The following is a 25,465-nucleotide window of genomic DNA, read 5'->3' as shown; positions in this document are numbered from 1 at the left end:
CTGATTAAAGCCCAAACAATTGTTAGTCTAATTGTTGATTTGTGGAAGTATTCAATTCAAACTTATATCAGGGTTATATATTAAGGGTTGTATTTATGAAGGATGCGAGATGAGTGGTAATCGGGCGCAACAAAAAGAGAAAACACGGCGCACTATTATTGATGCTGCATTTCGTTTGTTGAGTCAGGAGCGCAGTTATTCCAGTTTGAGTTTACGTGAGGTGACACGAGAGGCCGGTATAGCACCGACTTCGTTTTATCGTCATTTTGAAGATATGGAAGAACTGGGTCTGACTTTAGTGGATGAAGGCGGTGTTGCACTGCGACAGTTGATGCGAAAAGCCAGACAGCGCATAGGCGACAGAGGGCTTGTTATCGCCACTTCTGTTGAAACGTTTATGGAATTCATTCATAACAGCCCACATGTTTTCAGGCTTTTATTGAGGGAGCGCTCAGGCACATCCAGGGCTTTTCGTAAGGCAGTTTCTCGTGAGCTGCAATATTTTGTTGTGGAATTAGCAGATTATATTCAGCACACACAGGACTATCCTGCAGAGGCGGCAAAAATACAGGCAGAAGCAATGGTTGTTCTGGTGTTTAATGCGGGTGGAGAGGCGCTGGACAGTAATTCTGCTGAACGTAAGTTATTAACTGAAAAAGCTATTACCCAGTTACGTTTTGTCGCTAAAGGTGCTGATGAGTTATTGAAATGATTCTACTTTGGCTCGAACGGGCTCTTTCTAATTTATATCCTTAACATCAGTACAGGGTGATTCGTTCGTTACTTTAGTCTTTTTCCATAGAAAGTGGTAAAATAGCCGGTTCCTTTGTTAGAAAAATACAGGCTTTATGGCACGCAAACTTTATATTAAAACCTTCGGTTGTCAGATGAATGAGTATGACTCGATTAAAATGCGTGATGTGCTGGCCGATTCAGAAGAAATCATAGAAGTAGATACCCCTGAAGATGCGGATATTCTGTTATTGAATACCTGTTCTATTCGTGAAAAAGCTCAGGAAAAAGTATTTTCTTTATTGGGTAAATGGAAACACTGGAAGCAGGATAATCCTGATTTAGTTATTGGTGTTGGTGGCTGTGTGGCTTCGCAGGAAGGTGCGGCTATTCGTAAACGCGCGCCTCATGTTGATATGGTTTTTGGTCCACAAACATTACACCGTCTACCGGATATGGTGAATGGGGTCGATGTAAGTCATAAACCGATAGTCGATATCTCTTTTCCTGAAATAGAAAAATTCGATAATTTGCCTGATCCAAAAGCGGAAGGCCCCAGTGCTTTTGTCTCTATTATGGAAGGCTGCAGTAAATATTGTACCTTCTGTGTGGTGCCTTACACCCGTGGTGAAGAAATCTCCCGCCCTTTTGATGATGTTTTAACTGAAATTGCTCAGCTTGCACAGCAGGGTGTGCGTGAAATTAATCTGCTGGGTCAGAATGTGAATTCTTATCGTGGTGAAATGCATGATGGTGAAGTTGCTGATCTGGCGTTATTAATACATTACGTGGCTGCCGTGGAAGGTATTGATCGAATTCGTTTTACAACTTCTCACCCGGTTGAATTTTCTGATTCATTAATTCAGGCTTATGCGGAAGTGCCGGAACTGGTGACGTTTGTGCATCTGCCGGTTCAAAGTGGTTCAGATCGTGTGTTGGCTGCAATGAAACGTGGGCATATGGCGGTGGAATATAAGTCAAAGATTCGTAAACTGCGAGAGCTTCGTCCGGGGTTAACGGTATCTTCAGATTTTATTATTGGTTTTCCAGGTGAAACCGATGATGATTTTGAGCAGACAATGCAATTGATTGAGGATGTTGGTTTTGATACATCTTACAGTTTTGTTTATTCGGCTCGCCCGGGTACGCCTGCCGCATCTCTTGATGATGATGTGTTAATGGAAACAAAGAAAGCGCGATTGGCGCGTTTGCAAAAACGTATTAATGAAATGGCAATGGGAATTTCAACTTCAATGGAAGGAACGGTGCAAAGAGTTCTTGTTGAACGTACATCTAGAAAAGATTCAAAACAAATGGCTGGCCGTACTGAAAACAACAGGGTGGTTAACTTTGATGGGGCTGAACGATTAATTGGTCACTTTGTGGATGTGAAGATCACAAAAGCACTGGTGAACTCACTGCAGGGTGAGTTTGTTGAAATTGCGGATATAGATCATGCGCGACTATCAGTCTAAATATCACATATTAAAGCACTATAATTAAATTATGGCAGAAAGTCTGGATATAGAATTTGAGCCCGCAGATAACCAACGTCTGGCGAACTTGTGTGGCCCAATGAATGAGCATTTACAACAGATAGAAAGACGTCTGGGTGTAGAAATAAATAACCGTAATCACCATTTTCAACTAATTGGTGATTCGGGTGATGTGAAGATCGGTGCAGATATTCTTAAAGATCTGTATCTGTTTACCAAAGATCAACAGCTTACGGCAAACCATGTTCATCTCCAGTTGCAGGAATCTGGTTTTCAGGAAATGGATGAAGAATTGATGCTGGATGCGAATCAATGGAATATTCGCTTACGCAAAGAGCAGATACGGGGGCGTGGTTTAAATCAGGTTGCCTATTTAAAAAGCATTCAGACGCATGATTTAAGTTTTGGTATAGGGCCAGCAGGTACTGGAAAAACCTATCTGGCCGTAGCCTGTGCAGTTGCTGCGTTAGAGTCAGAAACTGTGCAACGTTTATTACTGGTTCGTCCGGCCGTTGAAGCAGGAGAGCGACTGGGTTTTTTACCTGGTGATCTGGCGCAAAAAATTGATCCTTATTTGCGCCCTATGTATGACGCTCTGTATGAAATGATGGGTTTTGAGCGAGTGGCTAAATTAATTGAGCGCAATATTATAGAGATAGCACCGTTGGCTTATATGCGCGGACGAACATTAAATGATGCGTTTATTATTTTAGATGAAGCGCAAAATACAACACGCGAACAAATGAAAATGTTTTTAACTCGAATCGGTTTTGGTTCAACAGCGGTTATTACCGGTGATGTTACCCAGATTGATTTACCTAGAGGTACTTACTCAGGTTTACGCCATGCGATAGATGTATTAAACGGCATAGATGATATTTCGATGACGTTTTTTAAAGCACGAGATGTTGTACGTCACCCCATGGTGAAGCGAATAGTTAAAGCTTATGATGCGCATGAAGCCAGAGTTCAGGATGAAAACAACTCCATAAAACAAAATCAGGAACGTAAGTAATGGCAATACAAATGGATGTTCAGTTTGCTGAAGATTTGCCTGAAACAATAGAAGAACCTCCGTCGAGAAGTTTATTGTGTAGCTGGGCTCAAGCTGCCTGGCAGGGCGATGAATCTGCAGAGCCCGTACTAAGTTTGCGTATTGTAAATCTGTCTGAAAGTCAGCAGCTCAATAATGACTATCGAAACAAAAATAAACCCACTAATGTGCTGTCCTTTCCAATGCAAATGGAGTCGGGTTTTGACGAGTCATTAATGCTGAGCACTATGTTAGGTGATCTGGCAATTTGCGCAGAAATTGTTGAAAAAGAAGCTGATGAGCAAAAGAAAACGCTGCAGGAGCACTGGGCGCATATGGTTGTGCATGGCATGTTGCACTTGCAGGGCTTTGACCATATCGAAGATGAAGGAGCATTGCAGATGGAATCTCTTGAAACGCAAATAATGCAGCAGTTAGGTTTTTCAGACCCATATCTTTTTAATAACCCTGAAAAAACGTCAGTGACGGAATTAAAATCATGAACGACCGATTAAATGAAGAAAGATTAAGCCTGGTTGAGAAGCTAAGTCGTATTTTTCTTGAAACACCACAGAATAATCAGGAGCTGATAGAAGTATTACAGGCCTCGGAAAAACGAGACCTGTTAGATATGGAAGCGCTTAATATGATTGAAGGTGTGCTGCAGGTATCTGAGATTCAGGTTCGGGACATTATGGTTCCGCGTTCGCATATGGTTGTGCTTGAAGAAGATACGGCATATGAAAGTATGTTGCCTGTTGTTAATGAATCAGGTCACTCTCGATTTCCGGTGATTGGAGAAAATAGAGATGAAATTGAAGGCGTATTGTTAGCAAAAGATTTATTACGATATGTAGACCAGGAAAGTAGAAGTGATTTTGATATTAAAGACGTATTAAGAAAAGCGGTGTTTGTGCCTGAGAGTAAGCGTTTGAATGTTTTGTTAAAAGAGTTCAGGGCCAGTAGAAATCATATGGCTATGGTAGTTGATGAGTACGGTGGTGTAGCGGGTCTTGTTACTATAGAGGATGTGCTAGAACAGATTGTGGGTGAAATTGATGATGAGCATGATGTTGAAGAAGTTGGCAATATCCGTCGTATGGGGGTTAATCGTTATTCAGTTAAAGCGTTAACGCCAATAGAGGAGTTTAATGAGTTTTTTGAAGGTGCATTTAGTGAAGAAGACTCAGATACTTTAGCCGGTATGTTAATGAAAAAGCTGGGGCATATGCCAAAACGTGGTGAGGTGATTACCGTTGATCATTATTTATTTAAAATTATGAGTGCTGATAGCCGTCGAATTAAACATGTTCAATTAACGCTTTTGCCCTCAATAGAAAAAACAACGTAAATATAATGCCGTTTTACTAAACTGGTTTATGATCGCCTTTAGATAGACAATATGAAGTAAAAAATTAGTGTAAAAATATAAAATGATAGAGTTACAACGCGTTAGACAAAACCCCTTTTATATTCTTGAAATACTGGCTTTAATCTGTGGTGCACTATTACCTCTTAGTTTCGCTCCTTATGGGTATTTCTGGTTACAGTTTCCTCTTATTGCATACATTTTTCTTGTTTGTCTTGATCAAAAACCCATTACTGCATTTCGTCGAGCTTACTTTTTTGGGTTTGGCTGGTTTGTACACGGTATTTACTGGCTGTTTTATAGTTTGTATTTTCATGGGGGTATGCCTGCCCCGGTTGCAGTGATTACGATCGTTTTATTGTCGGCTTATATGGCGTTATTTCCTGCTCTGGCATTTTATTTATCTAACAGGTTAATAAAAACCTCCAGTTTTAAAATGCTGGTTTTAATTTATCCGATTAGCTGGATGTTATTTGACTGGCTTCGTGGATATTTTTTAACAGGCTTTCCATGGGTGCAAATTGGTATAGCTCATATAGATACCTATTTGTCAGGTTATGCGCCTCTTGTAGGTGGATTGGGTATTGGTTTATTGGTGACGGTTGTCTCGGGTTTAATGGCTGCCAGCCCATTCAATGCAAAATATAAAATAACTGTTCCATCGATTCTGGTGATTTATATTTCGGGTTATTTGTTGAGCCAAATAGAGTGGACTGAAGCGATTGATGAGCCAATTAAAGTGAGCATGATACAGGGTAATATTGCTCAGGCTGATAAATGGAAACCGGAAAACTACCGTCCAACGTTACAGATGTATAAAGAGCTAACGCAACAGCACTGGGATAGTGATTTAATAATCTGGCCAGAAACGGCTATACCGGGTTTTCGTTATCGAGTTCCGTTTTATCTGAAATCCTTAGCCAAAGAAGCTGAAGAAACACAGACAGATGTAATGCTAGGTGTGTTTGTAAGGGATGCGGAGTCAAAGCGTTATTATAACTCTATGATTACGTTGGATAACCAGAAGTATTTAAAACGTCACCTGGTGCCGCTAGGAGAGTATTTTCCACTGAGACCCTTACTGGGTTTTTTTGCACAATGGGTTAATATTCCTATGTCGGATATAGATAGCGGCAAAGATGAGCAGCCATTAATTGAAGTGGCGGGTCAGCCTGTTGGTTTAAGTATATGTTTTGAAGATGCGTTTGATAGAAGTGTGTTGCTTGATTTGCCGGAAGCAACACTGTTAATTAATGTGAGTAATGATGCCTGGTTCGAAGATTCGGTGCAGCCGTGGCAGCATCATCAAATAGCGAGAATGAGAGCTGCAGAAAGTGCGAGGATGCTGGTGCGTGTTACGAATACTGGAGTGTCATCTGTTATTGATCGTAATGGTGATGTGCTGCATCAGGCTGAACAGTTCAGGCGAGAAGTTATTACAGCGGATATACAGGCTTATAAGGGTGCAACGCCTTATGTGTTATGGGCTAATTATCTCTTAATGATTTCAGGTGTTATTACGCTGCTCTGGTTTAAACTAAAAAGGAAAAATGATTAATATGGAAATTTGGCAACAGTTTCAGGTATTGAATAAAATGCCTAGAAGGGTGATATATGCTGTAGTGGCATTGATGATTTATGGGTTAATCGAGTTTATATTACTACCGCTGAGTTTAAAGGCGAAATAGTGGATCCTGTTTCCCAGGCGTTTTTAGGAGGTAGTCTTTCTCAGTCTTCTGCGAGTAATAAATCACAACAGGTATCTGCGCTGATTATTGGTGCACTTGCGGGGATGGCACCTGATCTGGATGTGTTAATTAGATCAGCAGCTGATCCGTTACTGTTTTTAGAGTTTCATCGGCAGTTTACACATTCACTTATATTTATCCCCTTTGGTTCATTTATTTGTGCTTTGCTTTTTTATCCGTTTTTTAAGTCGAAACTTTCCTTTAAGCAGATATACCTATTTTCATTTTTAGGTTTTGCAACGCATGGGTTATTAGATGCCTGTACCTCATATGGAACACAGTTGTACTGGCCGTTTTCGAATGAACGTGTGGCATGGAATACTGTTTCAATTATTGATCCTTTGTTTACATTTCCATTAGTTATATTTTCATTGTTAGCTGCTTTTCGAAAAAAAGTAGTGTTTGCGCGGATTGCTTTCTTGTATGCAGTGCTGTTTTTAAGTCTTGGCCTGGTGCAAAAATATCGAGCAGAGGATTCTCTTAAAACACTGGCTTTGCAAAGAGGGCATCTAATTGAGCGCAGTAATGTGAAACCCAGTTTTGCCAACAGACATGTATGGAAAACAATGTATGAATATGATGGGCGATATTATATCGATGCAGTAAAACTTTTATGGGCTAAAGACATTATTTCAGGTGTATCTGTTCAGAAATTAAATATAGAGAGAGATCTTCCCTGGCTTGATATAAATACTCAGCAAGCGCGTGATATTGAGCGATTTCGCTGGTTCTCAAATGATTATCTGGCGATGAGCAATGAGGGGGGTGATTATATTATAGATGTGCGTTATTCCTTTTTACCGAATCGTATTGAGTCTATGTGGGGGATTCTATTGAGTGATAATAAGGATAATACTCAACATGTAGGTTATAAAATGAAGAGCCGTCCTGATAAAGAAACAGTGGACCGATTTCTGGAAATGTTGTTCTAAAAGAAAATATTTGAAGTTAAGGTGCAGAGATTATTTTTAATATTAAATAATCTCTGCGTCAGTTTCAGAGCCCTGCCTTAATCGGCAATAATGCTGGTGCCAGATGTTGCTGGCAGTCTAGGCATAGTGATTTCCGGGTACTCTCCAGTTAGTGCACCAAGGAAAGCAACAATATCATTTACATCTTTTTCAGCCAGCGTACTGTTAAGTTGTGTTTTTGCCATTACTCGAACAGCTTCAGCTAAATCATTTACAGAACCATTATGGAAGTAAGGTGCGGTATCTGTGATATTGCGTAAAGTTGGTATGCGGAACATTCCGCGATCTGTTGCTTTACCCGTTGCTTCTTCACGCCCCTTGTCTTCATCTAATTTATATTTACTTACATATTTGTTATCAAAGGTTGGGAACATCACGTAAAAGCCTTCACCCAGTTTTTGTTCTGGTCCATTAAAGGCCGCGCCAGAATGACAGGATGTGCAGCCAGCTTCAGCAAATTTATTCATGCCTTGAACCTGTTGTTTGTTCATTGCAGTTTTATTGCCTTTTACATATTTGTCATAAGGGCTATTTGGTGTGATTAAAGTACGCTCAAAAGCAGCAACTGCTTTTGCTGCATTTTCAACAGTCATACTATCTTTTCCAAATGCCTTATCAAAAACTGTTTTATACCCTGGTATCGTTTTAACTCTTTCCATTGCAGTTTCAACGTCTTTCATACCCATTTCAATCGGGTTAGCAACAGGGCCTTTAGCCTGGTCTTCAAGTAATGGTGCGCGGCCATCCCAGAATTGAACTGAGTGGAATGCTGAGTTCCATACAGTCGGTGCATTACGTCCACCTGTTTTACCATGAACGCCCATTGAAACACTACGGCTGTCATCACCACCTTCCATTACGTTATGGCATGAATTACAGGATACAGTGCCGGTGGAAGAGAAGCGCGGGTCCATAAATAGCATTTTTCCCAGTTCAACTTTTTCCGCTGTAGTTGGGTTGTCTGCAGGTGCAGGCGCGCTGTCTGGTAAAGCTTTCCAGTCAGTTGCCTGCGCCTGAAAGGAGATTAGGGATACAAGTAAAAGGGGTGTTAAATGTTTCATAGTTGTTCCAGCGTAAATTTTAGTTGGTGCATTTTGACGAAATAACAGTTATTTAGCTATTTTCTAATATCTATCATATTGATAGATAATTTCTATAACCAGTAAAGTGCTGGATAATCGAGTGAACCGGTTATCTCTAGAAACCTTTGTTTTATGTGTTCAGGCGTATTATTCTGGAGTTGTTATCAAAGTGGTCTGAGAGTGTGTTATGGCGTTAATAGGCTTAATCAGTGATGTGCATGCAAGTCCGGAACCTGTGGAAGAAGCGATTAATATATTTATGGGTAAAGGCGTTGATCAGATTTTATGTGCAGGTGATATTGCGGGTTATATGGATCAGCTTGATCAAACGGTATCTCTGTTGAAAAGAAGTAATTGTCAGACAGTTGTGGGTAACCATGATCAGTCATATCTTAAACGGCACGGCGAAGAGGCGGATGCTGCTTCTATACAGTTTCTTAAAGAGTTACCGGCCACTTATGAAATGGAAATGTCTGGTAAAAGGCTGTATATGGTTCACGCTCAACCTCCGGATGAGAGTCATGGTGGAATCAAGTTGTTAAATAAAGATGGGGAAGTCGAACCGGGTAAACGAGAGTACTGGTCTCAAAAACTGGAAACATTTGATTATGATGTGTTGGTAGTTGGGCATACTCATCAGGTGTTTGCTGAATATATGGGGGGAGTGCTGGTGGTGAATCCAGGAAGTTCTGTTTTTAATCATTCATGTGCGATTTTAAATCTGCAGAATATGCTGGTTGAGATGATTCCTTTATCCGGGGAAAAGATAGAAAAAACCTGGAATTGGGGTGAACATATGATTTATGCAAAGTAAGGTCCAATTGTTCGTGATTTTATTCTGTTAACGTTGGTGTAAGTTTTGTAAAAAAGGATCTAAAAATGAAAAAAGTATTGTTGTTCATAATTGTTTCTCAGTTGATAGCGTGTTCTTCTGATTATTCACCGAATGAAAAGATGCTGGCGTTTAAAAAAGAGATGACAGTAGATCAGGCGAAAGAAATTCTTCAAAAAAGAGTATGGGCCGGGAAAGAGTCGCAGGGTATTTGTGGCTCTCGTGGTTTCTGGTATGACGAAAATTCAGATATGCTCGTTCATGATGACAAAATATACATGCTTGCACACGAGCGTGGGCGGCAACTGAAGAAACAGATCCAGAATTTTGATGACATTGTTGTATTTGAAAAACAGTATTATGAATATGATTTCAAATTTAATTCAATATCTAATGTTTTTATATATGATGATCCTTTGTTGTTACCGTATTTTCCGGGTTGCAATAAAAAAGAATTGAATAAAGGATATTTTATTATCGACTTATTTAAAGATAAATTGACTAACCTTAAGTTTATTACAAGGTCGGGTGACTTTGATAAAACCATGGCGGCACTAGCGATTTTAATGCCTGAAAAAAAGGTGGTTCTTAAATAATATCAGGTGATTTTAACGGGATTAAACTCTAGAAATCAGTAGCTTGTTACTGAGGTCATATGTCTTATCAGGAAAGGGATTAAGTGAGGTTAATTAATCCCTGTTAGTAATCATACATCAGCGCGTTTAAAGTACTGTCCACCACACTGGTTACAGTCGGGTATGGTGCTGGTGGTATTAAATTGAATCATGTTTTTGCAATTGGCACAGATGAGTGATCCCGGGCCTGTAATTTCTCCGCTTTTATATTCACTGATTTTATCGGCTTTAATTTCATTGCAGGCTGCATGTGAGAGTTGTTCTAGCTCTAACCGTGTTTTATCTGCAACGGACAGAAATAATTCCAGAACTTTCTGTTCAATAATATCTATATCCAGCATCAGCCATTCACTAAATTCGTGGCTGGTCTCCATTAGATATTCGGCAGCGTCATTAATATCGCGTTTTATATAGTTTCCGATTTCTTCTGCATCTTCCAGACTTACTTCACCCAGGTGGATAGCCTGATCTTTAGCCTGCTCAATGGCTTTTTGCAGTGTCGGCATCGCATGAGCCTCTGCATTATCAATGCTGTCCCTGACACGAGCCATCATCTGGTTATAAGCTTCTACCAGTGATGTTTCATTCTGTTTATCCGGTGTAGACATAGACCTACCTCTTTAACGTAAATATCAGAGTTTCCTAACTCATTGGTCTGATGTATCCTTCACTTCTTTATATAGCCCATATTCATAACAAGTTTGTGATAACCCACTCAATTGAAGACAGATTAATGCAAGAAAACTATGATGCACAAAAAATAGAACAGGATGTTCAGGAATTTTGGCAGGAAAATCAAGTATTTAAAGTAACAGAGGATGCCAGTAAAGAAAAATTTTATTGTCTATCTATGTTCCCTTACCCAAGTGGTCGGTTACATATGGGGCATGTGCGGAACTATTCTATCGGTGATGTGATTTCCAGATACCAGCGGATGCAGGGTAAAAACGTGCTGCAGCCCATGGGATGGGATGCATTTGGCCTGCCAGCAGAAAATGCTGCGCACAAAAATAACTCACATCCAGCTAAATGGACATATTCCAATATTGATTATATGCGCGGCCAGTTAAAACGACTGGGCTTTGGATATGACTGGGATCGTGAAATTGCGACCTGTACGCCGGAATACTATCGTTGGGAGCAGTGGTTATTTACCAAATTGTATGAAAAAGGCCTGGTATATAAACGAAATGCAGTTGTTAACTGGGATCCGGTTGATCAAACCGTACTGGCAAATGAACAGGTGGTTGATGGTTGTGGCTGGCGTTCTGGTGTACCTGTTGAGCGCAGAGAAATTCCCCAGTGGTTTATGAAAATCACCGATTATGCGGATGAGTTATTAACTGATGTGGATAAGCTGGAAGGCTGGCCTGAGCAGGTGCGCACCATGCAGCGCAACTGGATTGGTCGTTCAGAGGGTGTGGAGCTGCAATTTGCTGTAGATGGCGAAGAACCTCTAACGGTTTATACGACTCGCCCTGATACATTAATGGGTGTGACTTATGTAGCGGTTGCAGCTGAGCATTCATTGTCGCATAAAGCGGCTGAATCAAATGCAGAGTTACAGGCTTTTATAACTGAATGTAAAACAACAAAAGTTGCCGAAGCTGATATGGCTACCATGGAGAAGAAGGGAATCGATACAGGCTTTAAAGCGAAACACCCGGTAACCGGTGAGGAAGTACCCGTTTATGCTGCGAATTTCGTGCTTGCGGATTATGGTTCAGGGGCGGTTATGTCGGTGCCGGCTCATGATCAGCGTGATTATGAGTTTGCTAAAAAATATGGTTTAAATATTAAACAGGTTATATATCCGGCTAATGATGAAGCCTGTGATATAGAAAAAGCGGCTTTTACCGAAAAAGGTGTATTACAGAATTCAGGTCAGTTTGACGGTAAAACTTCTGCGCAAGCAGTTGATGCAATTGCAGAGTTTTTAAGTTCAGAAGGCAAAGGCGAAAAGCAGGTTAACTTTCGTTTAAGAGACTGGGGTGTTTCTCGTCAGCGTTACTGGGGTACGCCTATACCGATTGTTAACTGTGATAAATGTGGTGCGGTTGCCGTACCAGAAGATCAGTTACCGGTGATATTGCCAGAAGATGCTGCTTTTGGTGATGATGTGGGTTCACCGATTAAAAAAATGCCCGAGTTTTATGAAACCACCTGCCCAACCTGCGGTGGTGACGCAATACGTGAAACGGATACCTTTGATACTTTCTTTGAATCGTCGTGGTACTACGCACGTTATACCTGCCCGGATGCGGATAGTATGTTAGATGAAAGAGCTAATTACTGGTTACCAGCAGATCAATATGTAGGTGGGATTGAACACGCGGTATTACATTTATTGTATGCACGTTTTTTCCATAAACTGATGCGTGATGTGGGTTTGATTAAAGGCAGTGATGAGCCGTTTAAGCAGTTATTAACCCAGGGCATGGTGTTGAAAGATGGCACTAAAATGTCCAAGTCAAAAGGCAATACAGTGGACCCGCAGGGTTTAATTGAAACCTATGGCGCAGATACAGTGCGTTTATTTACCATGTTTGCCGCGCCTCCGGAGCAATCACTTGAATGGTCTGATGAAGGTGTAGATGGTGCAGCGCGTTTTCTTAAGCGTTTATACCGTTTGATTTTTAATCATGTTAGTGGCGGTAATGCTAAAGCATTAGATATAGGTGGCTTAACGGACAATCAAAAAGCATTACGTTTAAAGCTGCACCAGACAATTGAAAAAGTGGGTGATGATATTGGTCGCCGTTATACTTTCAATACGGCCATTGCTGCGGTAATGGAGCTAAGTAATGAGTTATCCAGGTTTAAGGATGATTCAGATAATGGACGTGCAGTTGTTCAGGAGGCATTAGATGCAATGGTGTTGATGATGTCACCTATCGTGCCGCATTTTAGTCATGCTATGTGGAAAGAGTTAGGGCATGAGAGTGTTGTCATCGATGAAAGCTGGCCAGTAGCAGATGAAACTGCGATGGTTCAGGATAGCATTGAGCTGATGGTACAGGTCAATGGTAAGTTACGTAGTAAGATAAAAATTGCTGCGGATGCGGATAAAGAAAGCATAGAAGTGCTGGCTCAGGATGATGAGCATGTAAAAGCACATACAGAAGGTAAAACTGTGCGTAAAATTATTGTTGTGCCTGGCCGACTTGTAAATATTGTGGCTACTTAATGGGCCTTTATTCCTCTATATCTATTGGTAGGTCTTTAGCTTCACATGAGTACCTTGGGGCTTTCCTGCAGCGTAGCATTATTTTTTTTATTACGCTGGTTTTATTAGCAGGTTGTGGTTTTAAATTACGGGGTGTATACCAGCTACCCGATGCAATGAAAACAACGTATGTTGATTCAGCTGAAAAAAAATCGACCTTAAATCGTGCGTTAATAAGAAGTCTGGAAGCAAGTAATATAAAAATTGTAAATGGAGCTGCTGACAATGTTGCTGTTTTAACATTATCAAAAGAATTACGAAGCAAGCGTATTATATCGGTTGATGCGAATGGTCGTGCACGAGAATATACGCTTACTTATGTTATTAGTTTTAATATTAAAAAGCTGGATGAAGGATTTGAAATAGAAAATCAGGATATTCGTATAGAGCGTGATTTTGTATTTGATACAGAAGATGTATTAGGTAATAGTCGTGAAGAATCTAAACTATATGAAGAAATGCAGCAGGATATTATCAGGCTGATTTTATTGCGTTTACAGAGTAAAACTTAAAGAATATGAAGGTTCGCCCTGACCAGCTCGGCCGACATTTAAACAGTGACCTTGCGGCAATATACTTTATCTGTGGTGATGAACCGCTACAGGTGATGGAGTCTGCCGATCGTATTCGTGCAGAAGCGCGAAAGCGTGATTATACAGAGCGAGAAGTCATGGATGTAGATGCTCAGTTTGACTGGAATCAGTTACTGGACTCGGCGAATAGTTTGTCTTTATTTGCGGAAAAAAGAATTCTCGAATTACGATTACCTACGGGTAAACCCGGTAAAGTTGGTTCAAAAATTTTGCAGGAGTATGCTCAGCGTCCGGCTGATGATGTAATACTTATTATTAGCAGTGGCAAACTGGAAGGGAGTTCTAAAAACACTAAATGGTTTAAAACTCTCGATCAGCAAGGAGTGGTTATCCAGTGTTGGCCGATTAACGCAGACCAGTTGCCCGGCTGGATTAATCAACGTTTACAGTCAAAAGGAATAGCAGCTGACAGAGAAGCAATTCAGTTATTGTCAGATCGGGTTGAAGGAAATTTACTGGCCGCTGCTCAGGAAGTGGATAAACTGTTTTTATTATACGGTGCTGGAAAATTAAATTTTGATCAAACGGCATCTGCTGTGTCAGATAGCTCCCGGTATAATATATATGATCTGGTTGATACGGCGCTTGCCGGAGACGTCGCGCGTACATCACGTATAATTGGTGGATTAAAAAATGAGGGTGTTGAGCCCGTGTTAATGCTATGGGCATTAAGTCGTGAAGTGCGTATGATTGCCAAAATTTCAGAAGCGAATATTTCTGCTGATGCAGCAATGGTAAAACAGCGAGTATGGGATAACCGCAAAGCGCTTATTCGAAAAGCACTGTCACGACATCATGCAACCAGATGGAAGCTTTTTTTAAAACGCTGCGCGAAAATAGATAAAGTAATTAAAGGTGTTGAACCGGGAAAAGCCTGGGATGAACTTTTAATGTTAAGTACACAAATAGCTCAATAAAAATCTTTAGCGCAGAGCTCTCTGCGCCAAAGATTCTAAAGGTAAAAACAGATGAAAAAATATCACGTATATGGTGTTGGTAATGCATTGGTCGATATGGAGTTTGAAGTTGAAGATAGTTTCTTTCAATCCAATGGTATTGATAAAGGTGTAATGACGTTAGTTGATGAAGATCGTCAGCATGAATTAATGGGGCACCTTGATGCTTTTGATGGTAAAAAAGCTTCGGGTGGATCTGCTGCTAACACTATCATTGCAACCAGCTATTTTGGTGGTAAATCTTTTTATTCGTGTAAAGTTGCTAATGATGAATTGGGTGATTTTTATGTGAATGACCTTCAGGAAGCTGGTGTTGATAGTAATGTGGGTGACGGGCGTAAAGACGGAATAACGGGTAAATGTCTGGTCATGATTACGCCGGATGCTGAGCGCACGATGAACACCTATCTGGGGATCACAGCAAATTTTTCAGTTGATGAGCTGCATTTATCTGCAATAAAAGATTCAGAGTATTTATATATCGAAGGATATCTGGTTTCTTCAGAAACTGGACGTCATGCGGCAATAGAGGCACGAAAAGTTGCCGAAGAAAATGGTGTTAAAACAGCATTAACATTTTCAGACCCTGCAATGGTGCAGTTTTTTAAAGATGGTCTGAAAGAAATGATTGGTAATAAAGTTGATTTGCTTTTTTGTAATGAAGCTGAAGCTATGAGCTGGTCAGATACGGATAACCTGGAATCAGCAGTCGAGTCATTAAAGCAAATTGCTTCTACCTTCGCTATTACTCAGGGCTCTGAGGGTGCAACATTGTTTGATGGTAAAAATATGATTGAAATATCACCTCATGATGTTAAAGCAGTTGATTCAAATGGCGCTGGAGATATGTTTGCAGGTGCATTTTTGTATGGTATTACTCATGGACATTCCTTTTACGAGGCGGGTAATATAGCGAGTCTGGCTGCAGCAAAAGTTGTGAGTCAATTTGGTCCAAGGCTGGCGGCATCAGAGCATAAAGAAATATTGGACATTGTTCAGGGTTAATTTCCAGAGTTCGTATACAGGTGCTAATATAAGCCAGTGTTTAGTAATTATAAAAATAACAGGATTAAACAATGATTAAAGCAGTCACACTTTGGGGAGCATTATTACTCTCATTGTCTGCACAAAATGCATATTCAGCAGATAAAAATGGCCGTTACTGGATATATGGCGTCGGGCGTCAGGTATGTGAAACATATCTTGAAGCACGTAATAACGGTGGGTTTTCTGAAATATCCTATAAAAACTGGATTTCAGGGTATCTTACGGCCAGTAATCGTTCATCAGGTGATACCTATAATCTTTTGGGAGATACTGATTTTCAGGGGGCTTTGAGCTGGATTGATATGTATTGCAGGAAAAACCCCAAAAATACTATTTATATGGCAATGGCCAATTTAAATGCAGTTTACTATCCAAACCGAAAAAAATTGAAATAATTCATGTAGTTATATTAAGTTACCGGTGACTGAAAATACTATATGGATAAAAAATAATCAGTCATTTGATGGGAAAAAATTAAATACCGACTATTATTTAGTCAAAGCAGACTTAAGTTAATTTGCGCATAAATAAAAATGTAATTAAGCAGATGTATGGATAAGGTGAGCATCAGGTGAGTAAGGAACTTCGAAAACACCCACGACAAGAGATTCATCTTGAAGTCGAACTGGGGTTTCCTTCAGGGGAAAAGAAAACGGTCAGAACTCTGGATATCAGTGATGGGGGCGTATTTCTAGTTGTTGATAAATTACGCCGTCCGATAATAGGCGAAGTAGTTGAAGTCAAAATTATTAATGATGAAAAAGAGACCGGAGTGGAGTTTCCCAGTAATGATGCTGTCGTTGTACGTCAGGACGAAAGAGGCATCGGTCTTGCCTTTATAGAGCTGGACTTTGCTAGTGATTTATAAACTCGCTCAGCTAATGTCAGGTAAGAAGTATTAGACAGGTGTTTGATCTAAATGAAAGTTGTTGTCTGGTGGATATATGGAATATGAGGGAAGCTTCAGGTGAGTGATACTGATACTGAAAATCAGAGTGTCGAAGAGCAGCCAAGGTATTATACCGAGCTGGTTGATGAAATTATTTCTCAATTAGAAACATTTTTTGTTTCTCATCTGGATGATTTGTTTAAACAGGCGGATGACTATCTGTTTAAAGCTGCTGATGAGGCGACAAGCACCGCCGAACAAAATGGTTTGTTTGAATGTATGAATTCGGTTCGTGCGGATAAACAGATAATTCAACAGGGGTTTGTTGATGAATTAAGTTTTTATTTTCAGCCCATGAGTGAGCTTGATGAGTTACCTGAAAAAAAGCAGGTGAAAAAAGCGGTTGAGCTGGGTCTGGTAGAACAAAATGAAATGGATGAGATGGTGACCTTGACGACCATCAGCAGCAAATCCGCAATGGACAACGCTGAATCTATAAATAATCTTATCGCACGCTTTAAAGAATTAGGTAAATATAATGATGATATCTTTCATGGTGAAGCGCTTGAACCCAAGCGAATGTGTGATGCCATGCATGAGGCTGTGTCTAAAACAGATTTAATTGATGGTAACCGACTGGTTGTTTACCGTTTTTTTAACCAGGCATTGATAAAAGATGTTGGTTCACTGTATGAGTCCCTGAATAATTTATTAATTGAGCAGGGAATATTGCCAGAAATAGATTTCAGTGGCGCGATACCGCACTATGAGGCACCTGATTATCAGGAAGAGCCAGAGATTGAAGAGGCTCCCCCTCAGGGGGCTGCGCCTCAACCACGACCGGGTGCTCGACGAGCATTTGGCAGTGGTATGCAGGGTTATTCTGGTAGTGCTCCGCCACCACCACCCATGAACTCAGGTGCGCCCGGTGCACCACCACCAATGCCTCCGCAGGGTTATCAGCCACCTCCACCGCAGGGTGGATTTGCTCCAGCTGCCCCAAGAAGGGCTTTTGGCAGTGGTATGCAAGGTTACTCTCAGGGTGCAGCACCTCAAACAGGGCCTTCTGGTCAGGAGTATTCAGCGGGTGTTCCCGTTGGGCAGGTCAGATCCAGCATAGAAAATTATGTGGGTGGTAGTCAGGGTGATGTTGCTCCTGCTGGTGGTGCGGGTTATTACTCTCAACAACAGGTCATGACTGCATTAACTGATTTGCAGGCACCTGCAACTGATCTTAGTCAGACACCGCTTGTATTCGATGCAAATCAGATTAAAAAAGCCGTACTCTCAAGTATTGGTGAAACAGAAGGCGGAGCAGTTACTAAAGCTGTTCATCAGGTTTCTGAAAAAACCATCGATTTTATTAAGCTGATTTTTGATGCAATTATTGATGAAGATAGCATCACAGATGAAATCAAAACCCTGTTATTGAGTTTACAGATCCCAGTCATTAAAGCGGCTATGCTGGATGCAGATTTTTTTGTTGATGACCAGCATCCAGCTCGTCAGTTGTTAGATAAAATAGCAGAAGCGGGCGTAGGTGTTTCCGAACATAAAGATCCCGTATATATTGAAATTGAACAAATCGTGCGTAAATTATTAAGTGATTATAACGATGATGTTATTGCATTTAAAATAGCGCTGGATGAGCTAAACGAATTAACCGAAGATATTTATAGTAAAGCCAGAGACAATGAAGCGGAATCTCAGAAAACTATAAAAATGGCGCACGCCAAAAGCATGGTTCTTCAGGAAATTCGTAAAATTACAATTGGTAAAGAGTTGCCAGAAGGTATACGTACTCTAGTATTAAAAATCTGGCCCAGCATGATGTTTAACCATTTTTTAAAAAATGGTAAAGCAAATGATGAATGGGTTGAGTTGTTAATGATTTTGCAAAAAATCATTGAAAGTGTACAACCTATAAATTCAAGGGAAGAGTTAGAAGAGCTTGGATTAACTAATCACGATATCGTTGAAGCAACTAGAAGCAAGTTGGCCAACTGTAAAAAAGGCAAAAAGGTTGTTGATGCAGTAATAGTTGATCTTGAGTCGACATATGAAGCTTTAATAGCTAATACAGACATTCCTGAAAAACCTGATGAGCCAGAAGTTGATACAGATCTGGTTGATCAGGTTGATCAGGTTGATCAGGTTGATCAGGTTGATGAGGAGAAGCCTGAATCTAAAGATGCTCCTGTAAGTGAAGAATCTGATACAGAAGAAGATCTGGTGCTGGATCAGGAAGAGGCTCAGGTAGAAGCTGAGCCAGAACCTGAGGAAACCCCGGAGGATGTTGCCAGAGAAAAAATTTCAAGGCTTCCTGATGGGGTTGCCCCTGGTGCCTGGTTTATTGTTTATAACGGAGAGGACAAACCGGTAAGAAGACTTAAACTTGCCGTAATACTGGTGCATGATGCTTCAATGGTATTTGTTGATCACCTTGGTAATGTAGTTATTGAAAAAGAAGCTGATATATTTGCGAATGAAATTGAGAAAGGTCTATCTGGTATTATCATGCAGCATTCTGTGTTTGATCATGCGTTAAGTAGCGCGCTGGAAACAATAGAGCATTAGTTTTTTTAATTTTCATTGCGGGTGTTTTGTTTTCAATTATCAAAAACTTTTAGTTCATTATTATGTCTAGTTTTAAATCTATTTGTATCAAACAGGGGTAGAGCTGTAAGAGCAGAATCTGCTTCGACTAAAAACACTGCTTTGGATAAGTTTTTATGCTAAAAATTTTTCAGTCTGTTTTCTTTTTTTGTTCTTTATTCTTTGCTCTCTCATCGCATGCGTGTTGGAATTTAAAAGAAAGAAGTAATATTGACGGTTTTGCTGAGCTTGACGATGTGCTTATTCTGTCTCTCAAAGATGCTATTAACTGTAAACCTCTGGTAGATGTAAATGTAAAGCTGGGTGCTCTGGAATATAAAACAGATGCACTGGGTTATATTCGGTTACCAATGCAGCCCTTTGCGTCGCAAATGGATGCTCGAATGTTATTAACTGCGGGTAAGTCGGGTTATATTACGCTGGCAACTGAGTTAGTTGTTGAGGCGGGAACAGTATTAAATCGGCGACTGGTTTTAAGTCCCGTTTTACCACCAGGGAAAACACGTTTTGTGTTGCAATGGGCTGATGAGCCAGAAGATTTAGATTTGCATTTAAAAGGTCCGGATTTTCATATTTCATATCGTAATATGAAGAGTGCAGAAAACCGTGCCAGACTGGATATTGATGAACTTGAAGGTTATGGGCCGGAAACCATTACGCTTGATAAGGTAGACACAAGGCATAGTTATGAGCTTTGGGTGTATAACTATTCTAATAACGCAGATTACAAAGGCGTAGAGCTCATATACATATATTCAGGTGACCGTTTAATAAAAGAAATTCGTTTGTCTGCCAGTCAGAAACGCAGCGTGAAAGTGCTGCAAATTCAAAATGGAAACTTTGAGTATTTCAATGTACCAACAAACCTGAAGCCTTGAAGAGATAGTTATAAGTCGTAAGTCATAAGTTAAAAGAAAAAACGTCATTATACTGAGTGATAGAGATGCTTCTGTTGTAGTAAAGCCATGGTGTATGGTGAATAAATGTCCCGCAACATCACAAAAAAACAGCTCAAAAGCCTTAAGACTTACGACTTAAGGTTTACGACTATCTTTGTAATATGTAAAAATACCCCTTTGCTTAATTATCCCTGAAAATCTATGAAAGAATACATGCAACAATTAGGTCAGAACGCCCGTGCTGCGGCAACTGAAATGTCCCGTGCCGAGTCATCAGTTAAAAATCAGGCATTAGTGGCTATCGCTAATGCAATTGATAACGCGGCTGAAACTTTAAAACTGGAAAATCAGAAAGATTTACAGGCGGGTAAAGATAATGGTCTGGATGCAGCGATGCTGGATCGACTGGAGTTAAATGATGAGCGTATCTCTGGTATGTCTGAGGGTTTAAGGCAAATAGCTGCATTGCAGGATCCTGTTGGCGAAATAACAGATATGGCTTATCGCCCGTCGGGAATTCAGATTGGTAAGATGCGCGTACCTTTAGGTGTTATCGGTATTATTTATGAATCACGCCCTAATGTTACGGCCGATGCTGCCGGGCTTTGTTTGAAATCAGGTAATGCCACTATTTTACGTGGTGGTTCCGAGGCGATTAACTCCAATAAAGCGGTTGCCAAATGTATTCAGCAGGGGTTAACCGAAACGGGTTTGCCCGCCGATGCTGTGCAAGTTGTGGAAACAACAGATCGAGCGGCTGTAGGTGAGCTAATTACCTCAAGTGAAACAGTCGATGTGATTATACCTCGTGGTGGTAAAAGTCTGATTGAGCGCATTAGCAAAGAGGCAACAGTGCCTGTCATCAAGCATCTTGATGGTATTTGCCATGTTTATATTGATGCACATGCAGATTTGAGAAAAGCCAGTGATATTGCTTTTAATTCCAAAACACATCGATATGGCGTGTGTAATGCAATGGAAACACTTCTGGTGCATGAATCAATCGCTGCGGCGTGTTTGCCTGAGCTCGCAAAGCGTTATTCTGAAAAAGGGGTTGAGTTAAGAGGGTGTGAGTTAACCGCAAAAATAATTGATTGTGAAAAAGTGACAGAAGAAGACTGGGATACGGAATACCTTGCGGCTATTTTGTCGATTAAAGTTGTCTCTGATATAGATCAGGCCATGGTACATATCAATAAACATGGCTCACATCATACCGATACCATTGTTTCTGAGGATTACACATTAGCACGCCGATTCTTAAGAGAAGTGGATTCCAGCTCGGTAATGGTTAATGCATCCACTCGATTTGCTGATGGTTTTGAATATGGTCTGGGTGCAGAAATTGGTATTAGTACTGATAAGTTACATGCACGTGGGCCGGTTGGTCTTGAGGGCCTGACTTCATTGAAATATATCGTGCTGGGTGATGGTCAGATTCGTGAGTGATGGAACAGTTTGTCACTGGCCTCGTTCAATTGAGCTGTATGGTGAGGGTGTGCACTGTTTAGGTTTATCTTCATCGGGGAAAGGTCACGGTTTTTGCGCCCTGTCCCCTTATTGATGCCATCAAGAGTTTTACGGAGTCGGCTATCTACACTGTCAGTTTTCGGTGGTATGGGTTAAGGGGACAGGGTGCCAAAAAGCGGCATCCTGTCCCCGACGTAGATGTTCAAGTGCAGGCCTTAATAAAATATTATGAATAAACTAATCGGCATACTTGGAGGAACATTCGACCCAATTCACTATGGTCACCTGCGCCCGGCACTCGATATCATGCAGCAGGTGGGCCTTTCTGAAGTTCGTTTTACCCCTAATCGCATACCGCCCCATAGAGAAACTCCAAAACTGAGTGATCTACAAAGGTCGGAGTTGGTTGAGCTGGCAATATCTGATACGCCGGGGTTTGTTCTGGATGGCAGAGAGCTTCAGCGTGACGGCCCATCTTATATGGTTGATACCCTGCAAAGTCTTAAAGACGACTTTCCAGAAGATGCACTTTGCCTGATGATGGGTATGGATGCATTCAATGGATTACAGCAATGGCATCGCTGGAACTCTTTACTTGAGTTAAGCCATATTATTGTAACAACGCGTCCTGAAGTAGAAATGGCTGAATTTGCGATGCAAGATCCCATTTCGTCTGTTTTAACTGACGATCCGCAGCGCCTGTTGCAGAGACCTGCAGGCCAAATTCTGTTACAATCCGTAACTCAGCTGGATATTTCAGCCAGTCAGATACGTAGCTACCTGTCCGCAGGGCGGAGCACGCAATACCTGTTACCCGAAACTGTTAGAGAAAAACTTGAACAAGCCTATGCCGAATAAAGCAAAATTATCTATTGAAGATTTAAGAAAACTTATCTTAACCGCTCTTGAAGACCTGAAAGCGGTTGATGTCGTTGAACTGGATGTAAAGGGAAAAACCAGCGTTACAGACCTGTTAATTATTGCAAGTGGCACATCGAGCCGCCATGTAAAGTCCATTGCATCCAATGTGGCGGTTGAAGTTAAAAAACAGGGCAGTAAAGCATTGGGCGTTGAGGGTGAAGATCAGGGCGAATGGGTGCTGGTCGATCTGGGTGATATTGTTGTTCATGTTATGCAGCCTCATGTCCGTCAGTTTTATGATCTGGAAAAACTCTGGAGTTTTAATGACTCTGATGAGACTTCGGCTGAGTCTAATTAAATAATCGATGCGCATACTTTTATTAGCCGTAGGCCAGAAAATGCCTGCCTGGGTTGAGCAGGGTTATAAAGAGTATGCCCACCGAATGCCCGCAGAAGCAAAGCTGGAACTGAAAGAAATTAGTCCCGGGAAACGGGGTAAAAACGCAGATATAAAACGCATTGTAGAAGAAGAAGGGAGACGTCTTAAAGCGGCTATCCCCAAATCGGCCCATGTAGTGGTGTTAGATGTAAGAGGCAAATCACATAGCACTGAGCAGTTGGCTGAGCGAATGGATGGCTGGATGCACAGTGGTCAGGATATCTGTTTATTAGTTGGTGGCCCTGAAGGCCTGTCTGATGAGTGTCGTTCTCTAGCAAACGAAAAATGGTCATTATCATCTTTGACCTTTCCCCATCCTCTGGTACGTGTCATATTAGCTGAGCAGTTATACCGTGCCTGGTCTGTATTGCGTAATCACCCATATCACCGAGCTTAAGTGAGATCAGGTTTAATAATTTAATATAAGACCTTAAATAGACTAAATGACAAATACAGGTGTTTCAGATAAACCACAGATAACACTGGCATCTTCTTCTCCAAGAAGGCGTGAACTCCTGGATCAAATTCAGGTCAGCTATAATGTGCTTCCTGTTGATATTGATGAATCGTATGTACCGGGAGAAACAGCCGAGCAATTTGTAACACGGCTGGCGCTGGAAAAAGCGCGCTCAGGTTATAAAACGTCTCCTTTAATGCCTGCACTGGGTTCAGATACTATCGTTCTTTTTGATCACCAAATATTAGGTAAACCCAAAAATCGACAGGATGCGTTGAATATGTTGCAAATGTTGTCGGGAAAAAATCATCAGGTGATGACGGCAGTGGCTATCTGTAATGGTGAAACAGAGCACTGTGTAATAAGTGCTAGTGAAGTAGAATTTGCACAAATAGATGATCAACAGGCAGAAGCATACTGGGAAACGGGCGAACCGGTAGATAAGGCAGGTGGTTACGGGATACAGGGTATTGCGGCACAGTTTATAAAAAATATAAAAGGTAGTTATTCCGGTATCATGGGGCTACCACTATATGAAACGGTAGAGTTATTAAAACGAGTGGGTATAAAAAATTTAAAATAAGAGATGTAAGTGTCTATTATTTAAGGCACTGGTACCTGCTGGTCAGGTAATTATAATTTAATGGAATTGAAGCATACATGAGTAAAGAAATCTTAATCAATGTAACACCGCAGGAGACGCGAGTCGCTATTCTTGAGAATGGGGTTTTGCAGGAAGTTTATATTGAGCGTAGCCGAAATAAAGGGCTTGTTGGAAATATTTATAAAGGCCGGGTATGTCGGGTTTTACCCGGCATGGAAGCGGCATTTGTAGAAGTAGGCATGGATCGAGCTGCTTTTTTACATGTATCAGATATTGCGCCTCATGGTGATAATGCTAATAAGCCCACAATTTCACATTTATTATCTGAAGGTCAGGATGTACTGGTTCAGGTTATAAAAGATCCGATGGGTACTAAAGGCGCAAGGTTAACAGCGCATATTACAATACCATCAAGATATCTCGTGTTTATGCCTAACTCGACTAATGTGGGAGTATCTTCAAGAATTGAAGATGAGTCTGAACGAGAACGCCTGAAAACTATGTTGTTAGATCAGAAAGATCTGTTAGGCGAATCGGGTTATATCATACGAACAGCAGCAGAAACCGCAACGCCTGAATCGATGGTGCAGGATATCTTGTTCCTGAATAAGCTGTGGGGATCAATAAGTGAAAAGTCACGGGCAGAAAAAGCCGGTAATGTTATTCATGAAGATCTGTCTCTGCCTATGCGTGTTTTACGAGATATGATAGATGATGACCTGGAAAGGATTCGTGTAGACTCTCGTGAAACCAGTCGTAAGATGCAGCATTTTGCTGAAAAATTAATGATAGAAGCACACAGTAAAATTGAGCATTATCCGGGCGAACGACCTATTTTTGATCTGTACGGTGTTGAAGATGAAATACAAAAAGGACTGGGTAGAAAAACACATCTAAAGTCAGGAGGTTATTTAATTATTGATCAAACTGAAGCTATGACGACTATTGATGTAAATACAGGTGCTTTTGTTGGTCATAGGAATTTAGAAGAAACAATTTTCAAAACAAATCTTGAAGCAGCGCAGGCCATAGCCAGACAATTACGTCTGAGAAATCTGGGTGGCATAATTATAATTGATTTTATTGATATGGTAGAGGAAGACCACCGTGCTCAGGTATTACGGGCGCTGGAAAAAGCACTAGATAAAGATCATGCACGGACACAGGTTTGTGAGGTTTCATCGCTAGGGCTTGTTGAAATGACCAGAAAACGAACGCGTGAAAGTCTTGAGCATGTTTTATGTGAAACCTGCCCAACCTGTGAAGGTAAGGGATATATTAAAAGCGCAGAGACTGCATGTTATGAAGTGTTTAGAGAAATATTACGAGAGGCACGCCAGTTTGATGCAAAACAGTTGTTGGTATTAGCTGCCCAGGAAGTTATAGACTTACTGGTTGATGAGGAATCTAACAGTCTGGCGGAGTTAGAAGATTTTATTGGTGTTCCCATTAAATTGCAGGTTGAGTCGCTTTATACTCAAGAGCAGTTTGATGTGGTTATTATGTGATT

Annotated in this window: 25 protein-coding genes; 23 read left to right on the top strand and 2 right to left on the bottom strand. The window is 40.8% G+C overall.

Features of this window, described 5'->3' with window-relative positions; translation table 11 throughout:
* The first annotated feature begins 109 nt into the window (after positions 1-109).
* The 7 genes from DIZ80_05740 to DIZ80_05710 all read left to right on the top strand — a co-directional run bounded on the left by DIZ80_05740 (position 110) and on the right by DIZ80_05710 (position 7,310).
* On the top strand, positions 110-712 hold the full coding sequence (locus DIZ80_05740) for an HTH-type transcriptional repressor FabR (GenBank protein RDH84965.1): 603 nt from the start codon (positions 110-112) through the stop codon (positions 710-712).
* Between the two features lie 136 nt (positions 713-848).
* Positions 849-2,207 carry a tRNA (N6-isopentenyl adenosine(37)-C2)-methylthiotransferase MiaB gene (locus tag DIZ80_05735; GenBank protein RDH84964.1) on the top strand — a complete coding sequence of 453 codons (1,359 nt, stop codon included), beginning with the start codon at positions 849-851 and terminating at the stop codon, positions 2,205-2,207.
* A 31-nt stretch (positions 2,208-2,238) separates the two neighbouring features.
* Positions 2,239-3,243 (top strand): phosphate starvation-inducible protein PhoH, encoded by a 1,005-nt coding sequence (locus DIZ80_05730; GenBank protein ID RDH84963.1) that lies wholly within the window; start codon positions 2,239-2,241, stop codon positions 3,241-3,243.
* Positions 3,243-3,764 carry an rRNA maturation RNase YbeY gene (locus DIZ80_05725; GenBank protein ID RDH84962.1) on the top strand — a complete coding sequence of 174 codons (522 nt, stop codon included), beginning with the start codon at positions 3,243-3,245 and terminating at the stop codon, positions 3,762-3,764. Before DIZ80_05730 ends, DIZ80_05725 begins: the two co-directional genes overlap by 1 nt.
* On the top strand, positions 3,761-4,612 hold the full coding sequence (locus tag DIZ80_05720) for a magnesium/cobalt efflux protein (protein RDH84961.1): 852 nt from the start codon (positions 3,761-3,763) through the stop codon (positions 4,610-4,612). Before DIZ80_05725 ends, DIZ80_05720 begins: the two co-directional genes overlap by 4 nt.
* Before the next feature lie 82 nt (positions 4,613-4,694).
* On the top strand, positions 4,695-6,188 hold the full coding sequence (locus DIZ80_05715) for an apolipoprotein N-acyltransferase (GenBank protein ID RDH84960.1): 1,494 nt from the start codon (positions 4,695-4,697) through the stop codon (positions 6,186-6,188).
* Positions 6,189-6,242: 54 nt separating this feature from the next.
* A complete protein-coding gene (locus DIZ80_05710; GenBank protein ID RDH84959.1) occupies positions 6,243-7,310 on the top strand; it encodes a metal-dependent hydrolase in 1,068 nt (355 codons plus the stop codon).
* Positions 7,311-7,387: 77 nt separating this feature from the next.
* Here DIZ80_05710 and DIZ80_05705 read toward each other — a convergent pair whose 3' ends face one another.
* On the bottom strand, positions 7,388-8,410 hold the full coding sequence (locus tag DIZ80_05705) for a cytochrome-c peroxidase (protein RDH84958.1): 1,023 nt from the start codon (positions 8,408-8,410) through the stop codon (positions 7,388-7,390).
* A 208-nt stretch (positions 8,411-8,618) separates the two neighbouring features.
* Here DIZ80_05705 and DIZ80_05700 point away from each other — a divergent pair, with 208 nt between their 5' ends.
* Together DIZ80_05700 and DIZ80_05695 are read left to right on the top strand one after the other, a co-directional pair.
* Complete coding sequence (locus DIZ80_05700; GenBank protein ID RDH84957.1) at positions 8,619-9,245, top strand: hypothetical protein; 627 nt, start codon at positions 8,619-8,621, stop codon at positions 9,243-9,245.
* A 65-nt stretch (positions 9,246-9,310) separates the two neighbouring features.
* A complete protein-coding gene (locus DIZ80_05695) occupies positions 9,311-9,859 on the top strand; it encodes a hypothetical protein (GenBank protein ID RDH84956.1) in 549 nt (182 codons plus the stop codon).
* 110 nt (positions 9,860-9,969) lie between these two features.
* On the opposite strand, the gene DIZ80_05690 is transcribed toward DIZ80_05695, so the two are convergent.
* Positions 9,970-10,506, bottom strand: a complete 537-nt coding sequence (locus tag DIZ80_05690; protein ID RDH84955.1) for a hypothetical protein — start codon at positions 10,504-10,506, stop codon at positions 9,970-9,972.
* Between the two features lie 125 nt (positions 10,507-10,631).
* Here DIZ80_05690 and DIZ80_05685 point away from each other — a divergent pair, with 125 nt between their 5' ends.
* The 14 genes from DIZ80_05685 to DIZ80_05620 all read left to right on the top strand — a co-directional run bounded on the left by DIZ80_05685 (position 10,632) and on the right by DIZ80_05620 (position 25,463).
* A complete protein-coding gene (locus DIZ80_05685; protein RDH84954.1) occupies positions 10,632-13,085 on the top strand; it encodes a leucine--tRNA ligase in 2,454 nt (817 codons plus the stop codon).
* Entirely contained in the window at positions 13,085-13,636 is a 552-nt protein-coding gene (locus tag DIZ80_05680) for a hypothetical protein (GenBank protein ID RDH84953.1), read from the top strand. The genes DIZ80_05685 and DIZ80_05680 overlap by 1 nt, the downstream gene beginning before the upstream one ends.
* Positions 13,637-13,641: 5 nt before the next feature.
* Positions 13,642-14,634, top strand: a complete 993-nt coding sequence (locus tag DIZ80_05675) for a DNA polymerase III subunit delta (protein ID RDH84952.1) — start codon at positions 13,642-13,644, stop codon at positions 14,632-14,634.
* A gap of 51 nt (positions 14,635-14,685) precedes the next feature.
* On the top strand, positions 14,686-15,678 hold the full coding sequence (locus DIZ80_05670) for an adenosine kinase (protein ID RDH84951.1): 993 nt from the start codon (positions 14,686-14,688) through the stop codon (positions 15,676-15,678).
* A 71-nt stretch (positions 15,679-15,749) separates the two neighbouring features.
* Complete coding sequence (locus DIZ80_05665; GenBank protein RDH84950.1) at positions 15,750-16,115, top strand: hypothetical protein; 366 nt, start codon at positions 15,750-15,752, stop codon at positions 16,113-16,115.
* Positions 16,116-16,291: 176 nt separating this feature from the next.
* On the top strand, positions 16,292-16,588 hold the full coding sequence (locus tag DIZ80_05660) for a hypothetical protein (GenBank protein RDH84949.1): 297 nt from the start codon (positions 16,292-16,294) through the stop codon (positions 16,586-16,588).
* 99 nt (positions 16,589-16,687) lie between these two features.
* Positions 16,688-19,186, top strand: a complete 2,499-nt coding sequence (locus tag DIZ80_05655) for a hypothetical protein (protein RDH84948.1) — start codon at positions 16,688-16,690, stop codon at positions 19,184-19,186.
* 155 nt (positions 19,187-19,341) lie between these two features.
* Positions 19,342-20,103, top strand: a complete 762-nt coding sequence (locus DIZ80_05650; GenBank protein RDH84947.1) for a hypothetical protein — start codon at positions 19,342-19,344, stop codon at positions 20,101-20,103.
* A gap of 234 nt (positions 20,104-20,337) precedes the next feature.
* A complete protein-coding gene (locus DIZ80_05645) occupies positions 20,338-21,573 on the top strand; it encodes a glutamate-5-semialdehyde dehydrogenase (GenBank protein ID RDH85049.1) in 1,236 nt (411 codons plus the stop codon).
* Between the two features lie 249 nt (positions 21,574-21,822).
* Positions 21,823-22,452, top strand: a complete 630-nt coding sequence (locus DIZ80_05640) for a nicotinic acid mononucleotide adenylyltransferase (GenBank protein RDH84946.1) — start codon at positions 21,823-21,825, stop codon at positions 22,450-22,452.
* Positions 22,442-22,813: a ribosome silencing factor gene (gene rsfS / locus DIZ80_05635; protein ID RDH84945.1), complete on the top strand. Its 372-nt coding sequence runs from the start codon at positions 22,442-22,444 to the stop codon at positions 22,811-22,813. Before DIZ80_05640 ends, rsfS begins: the two co-directional genes overlap by 11 nt.
* Before the next feature lie 7 nt (positions 22,814-22,820).
* Positions 22,821-23,291: a 23S rRNA (pseudouridine(1915)-N(3))-methyltransferase RlmH gene (locus tag DIZ80_05630; protein ID RDH84944.1), complete on the top strand. Its 471-nt coding sequence runs from the start codon at positions 22,821-22,823 to the stop codon at positions 23,289-23,291.
* 46 nt (positions 23,292-23,337) lie between these two features.
* A complete protein-coding gene (locus tag DIZ80_05625; GenBank protein RDH84943.1) occupies positions 23,338-23,934 on the top strand; it encodes a septum formation inhibitor Maf in 597 nt (198 codons plus the stop codon).
* Between the two features lie 77 nt (positions 23,935-24,011).
* Positions 24,012-25,463 (top strand): ribonuclease G, encoded by a 1,452-nt coding sequence (locus DIZ80_05620; GenBank protein ID RDH84942.1) that lies wholly within the window; start codon positions 24,012-24,014, stop codon positions 25,461-25,463.
* Positions 25,464-25,465 lie beyond the last annotated feature (2 nt).

Source organism: endosymbiont of Galathealinum brachiosum (assembly GCA_003349885.1).
Taxonomy (GTDB): Bacteria; Pseudomonadota; Gammaproteobacteria; order SZUA-229; family SZUA-229; genus SZUA-229.
The sequence above is the reverse complement of the archived record's forward strand: the minus strand, read 5'-3'. Positions and strand labels throughout refer to the sequence as shown.

Bases quoted from the DNA above. Each gene is read 5' to 3' on its own strand.
- DIZ80_05700 (RDH84957.1), top strand. From the start codon at position 8,619: ATGGCGTTAATAGGCTTAATCAGTGATGTGCATGCAAGTCCGGAACCT.
- DIZ80_05685 (RDH84954.1), top strand. From the start codon at position 10,632: ATGCAAGAAAACTATGATGCACAAAAAATAGAACAGGATGTTCAGGAA.
- DIZ80_05735 (RDH84964.1), top strand. From the start codon at position 849: ATGGCACGCAAACTTTATATTAAAACCTTCGGTTGTCAGATGAATGAG.
- DIZ80_05675 (RDH84952.1), top strand. From the start codon at position 13,642: ATGAAGGTTCGCCCTGACCAGCTCGGCCGACATTTAAACAGTGACCTT.
- DIZ80_05690 (RDH84955.1), bottom strand. From the start codon at position 10,506: ATGTCTACACCGGATAAACAGAATGAAACATCACTGGTAGAAGCTTAT.
- DIZ80_05730 (RDH84963.1), top strand. From the start codon at position 2,239: ATGGCAGAAAGTCTGGATATAGAATTTGAGCCCGCAGATAACCAACGT.
- DIZ80_05650 (RDH84947.1), top strand. From the start codon at position 19,342: ATGCTAAAAATTTTTCAGTCTGTTTTCTTTTTTTGTTCTTTATTCTTT.
- DIZ80_05725 (RDH84962.1), top strand. From the start codon at position 3,243: ATGGCAATACAAATGGATGTTCAGTTTGCTGAAGATTTGCCTGAAACA.
- rsfS (RDH84945.1), top strand. From the start codon at position 22,442: ATGCCGAATAAAGCAAAATTATCTATTGAAGATTTAAGAAAACTTATC.
- DIZ80_05715 (RDH84960.1), top strand. From the start codon at position 4,695: ATGATAGAGTTACAACGCGTTAGACAAAACCCCTTTTATATTCTTGAA.
- DIZ80_05665 (RDH84950.1), top strand. From the start codon at position 15,750: ATGATTAAAGCAGTCACACTTTGGGGAGCATTATTACTCTCATTGTCT.
- DIZ80_05740 (RDH84965.1), top strand. From the start codon at position 110: ATGAGTGGTAATCGGGCGCAACAAAAAGAGAAAACACGGCGCACTATT.
- DIZ80_05720 (RDH84961.1), top strand. From the start codon at position 3,761: ATGAACGACCGATTAAATGAAGAAAGATTAAGCCTGGTTGAGAAGCTA.
- DIZ80_05695 (RDH84956.1), top strand. From the start codon at position 9,311: ATGAAAAAAGTATTGTTGTTCATAATTGTTTCTCAGTTGATAGCGTGT.
- DIZ80_05620 (RDH84942.1), top strand. From the start codon at position 24,012: ATGAGTAAAGAAATCTTAATCAATGTAACACCGCAGGAGACGCGAGTC.
- DIZ80_05640 (RDH84946.1), top strand. From the start codon at position 21,823: ATGAATAAACTAATCGGCATACTTGGAGGAACATTCGACCCAATTCAC.
- DIZ80_05630 (RDH84944.1), top strand. From the start codon at position 22,821: ATGCGCATACTTTTATTAGCCGTAGGCCAGAAAATGCCTGCCTGGGTT.
- DIZ80_05670 (RDH84951.1), top strand. From the start codon at position 14,686: ATGAAAAAATATCACGTATATGGTGTTGGTAATGCATTGGTCGATATG.
- DIZ80_05705 (RDH84958.1), bottom strand. From the start codon at position 8,410: ATGAAACATTTAACACCCCTTTTACTTGTATCCCTAATCTCCTTTCAG.
- DIZ80_05625 (RDH84943.1), top strand. From the start codon at position 23,338: ATGACAAATACAGGTGTTTCAGATAAACCACAGATAACACTGGCATCT.
- DIZ80_05680 (RDH84953.1), top strand. From the start codon at position 13,085: ATGGGCCTTTATTCCTCTATATCTATTGGTAGGTCTTTAGCTTCACAT.
- DIZ80_05645 (RDH85049.1), top strand. From the start codon at position 20,338: ATGCAACAATTAGGTCAGAACGCCCGTGCTGCGGCAACTGAAATGTCC.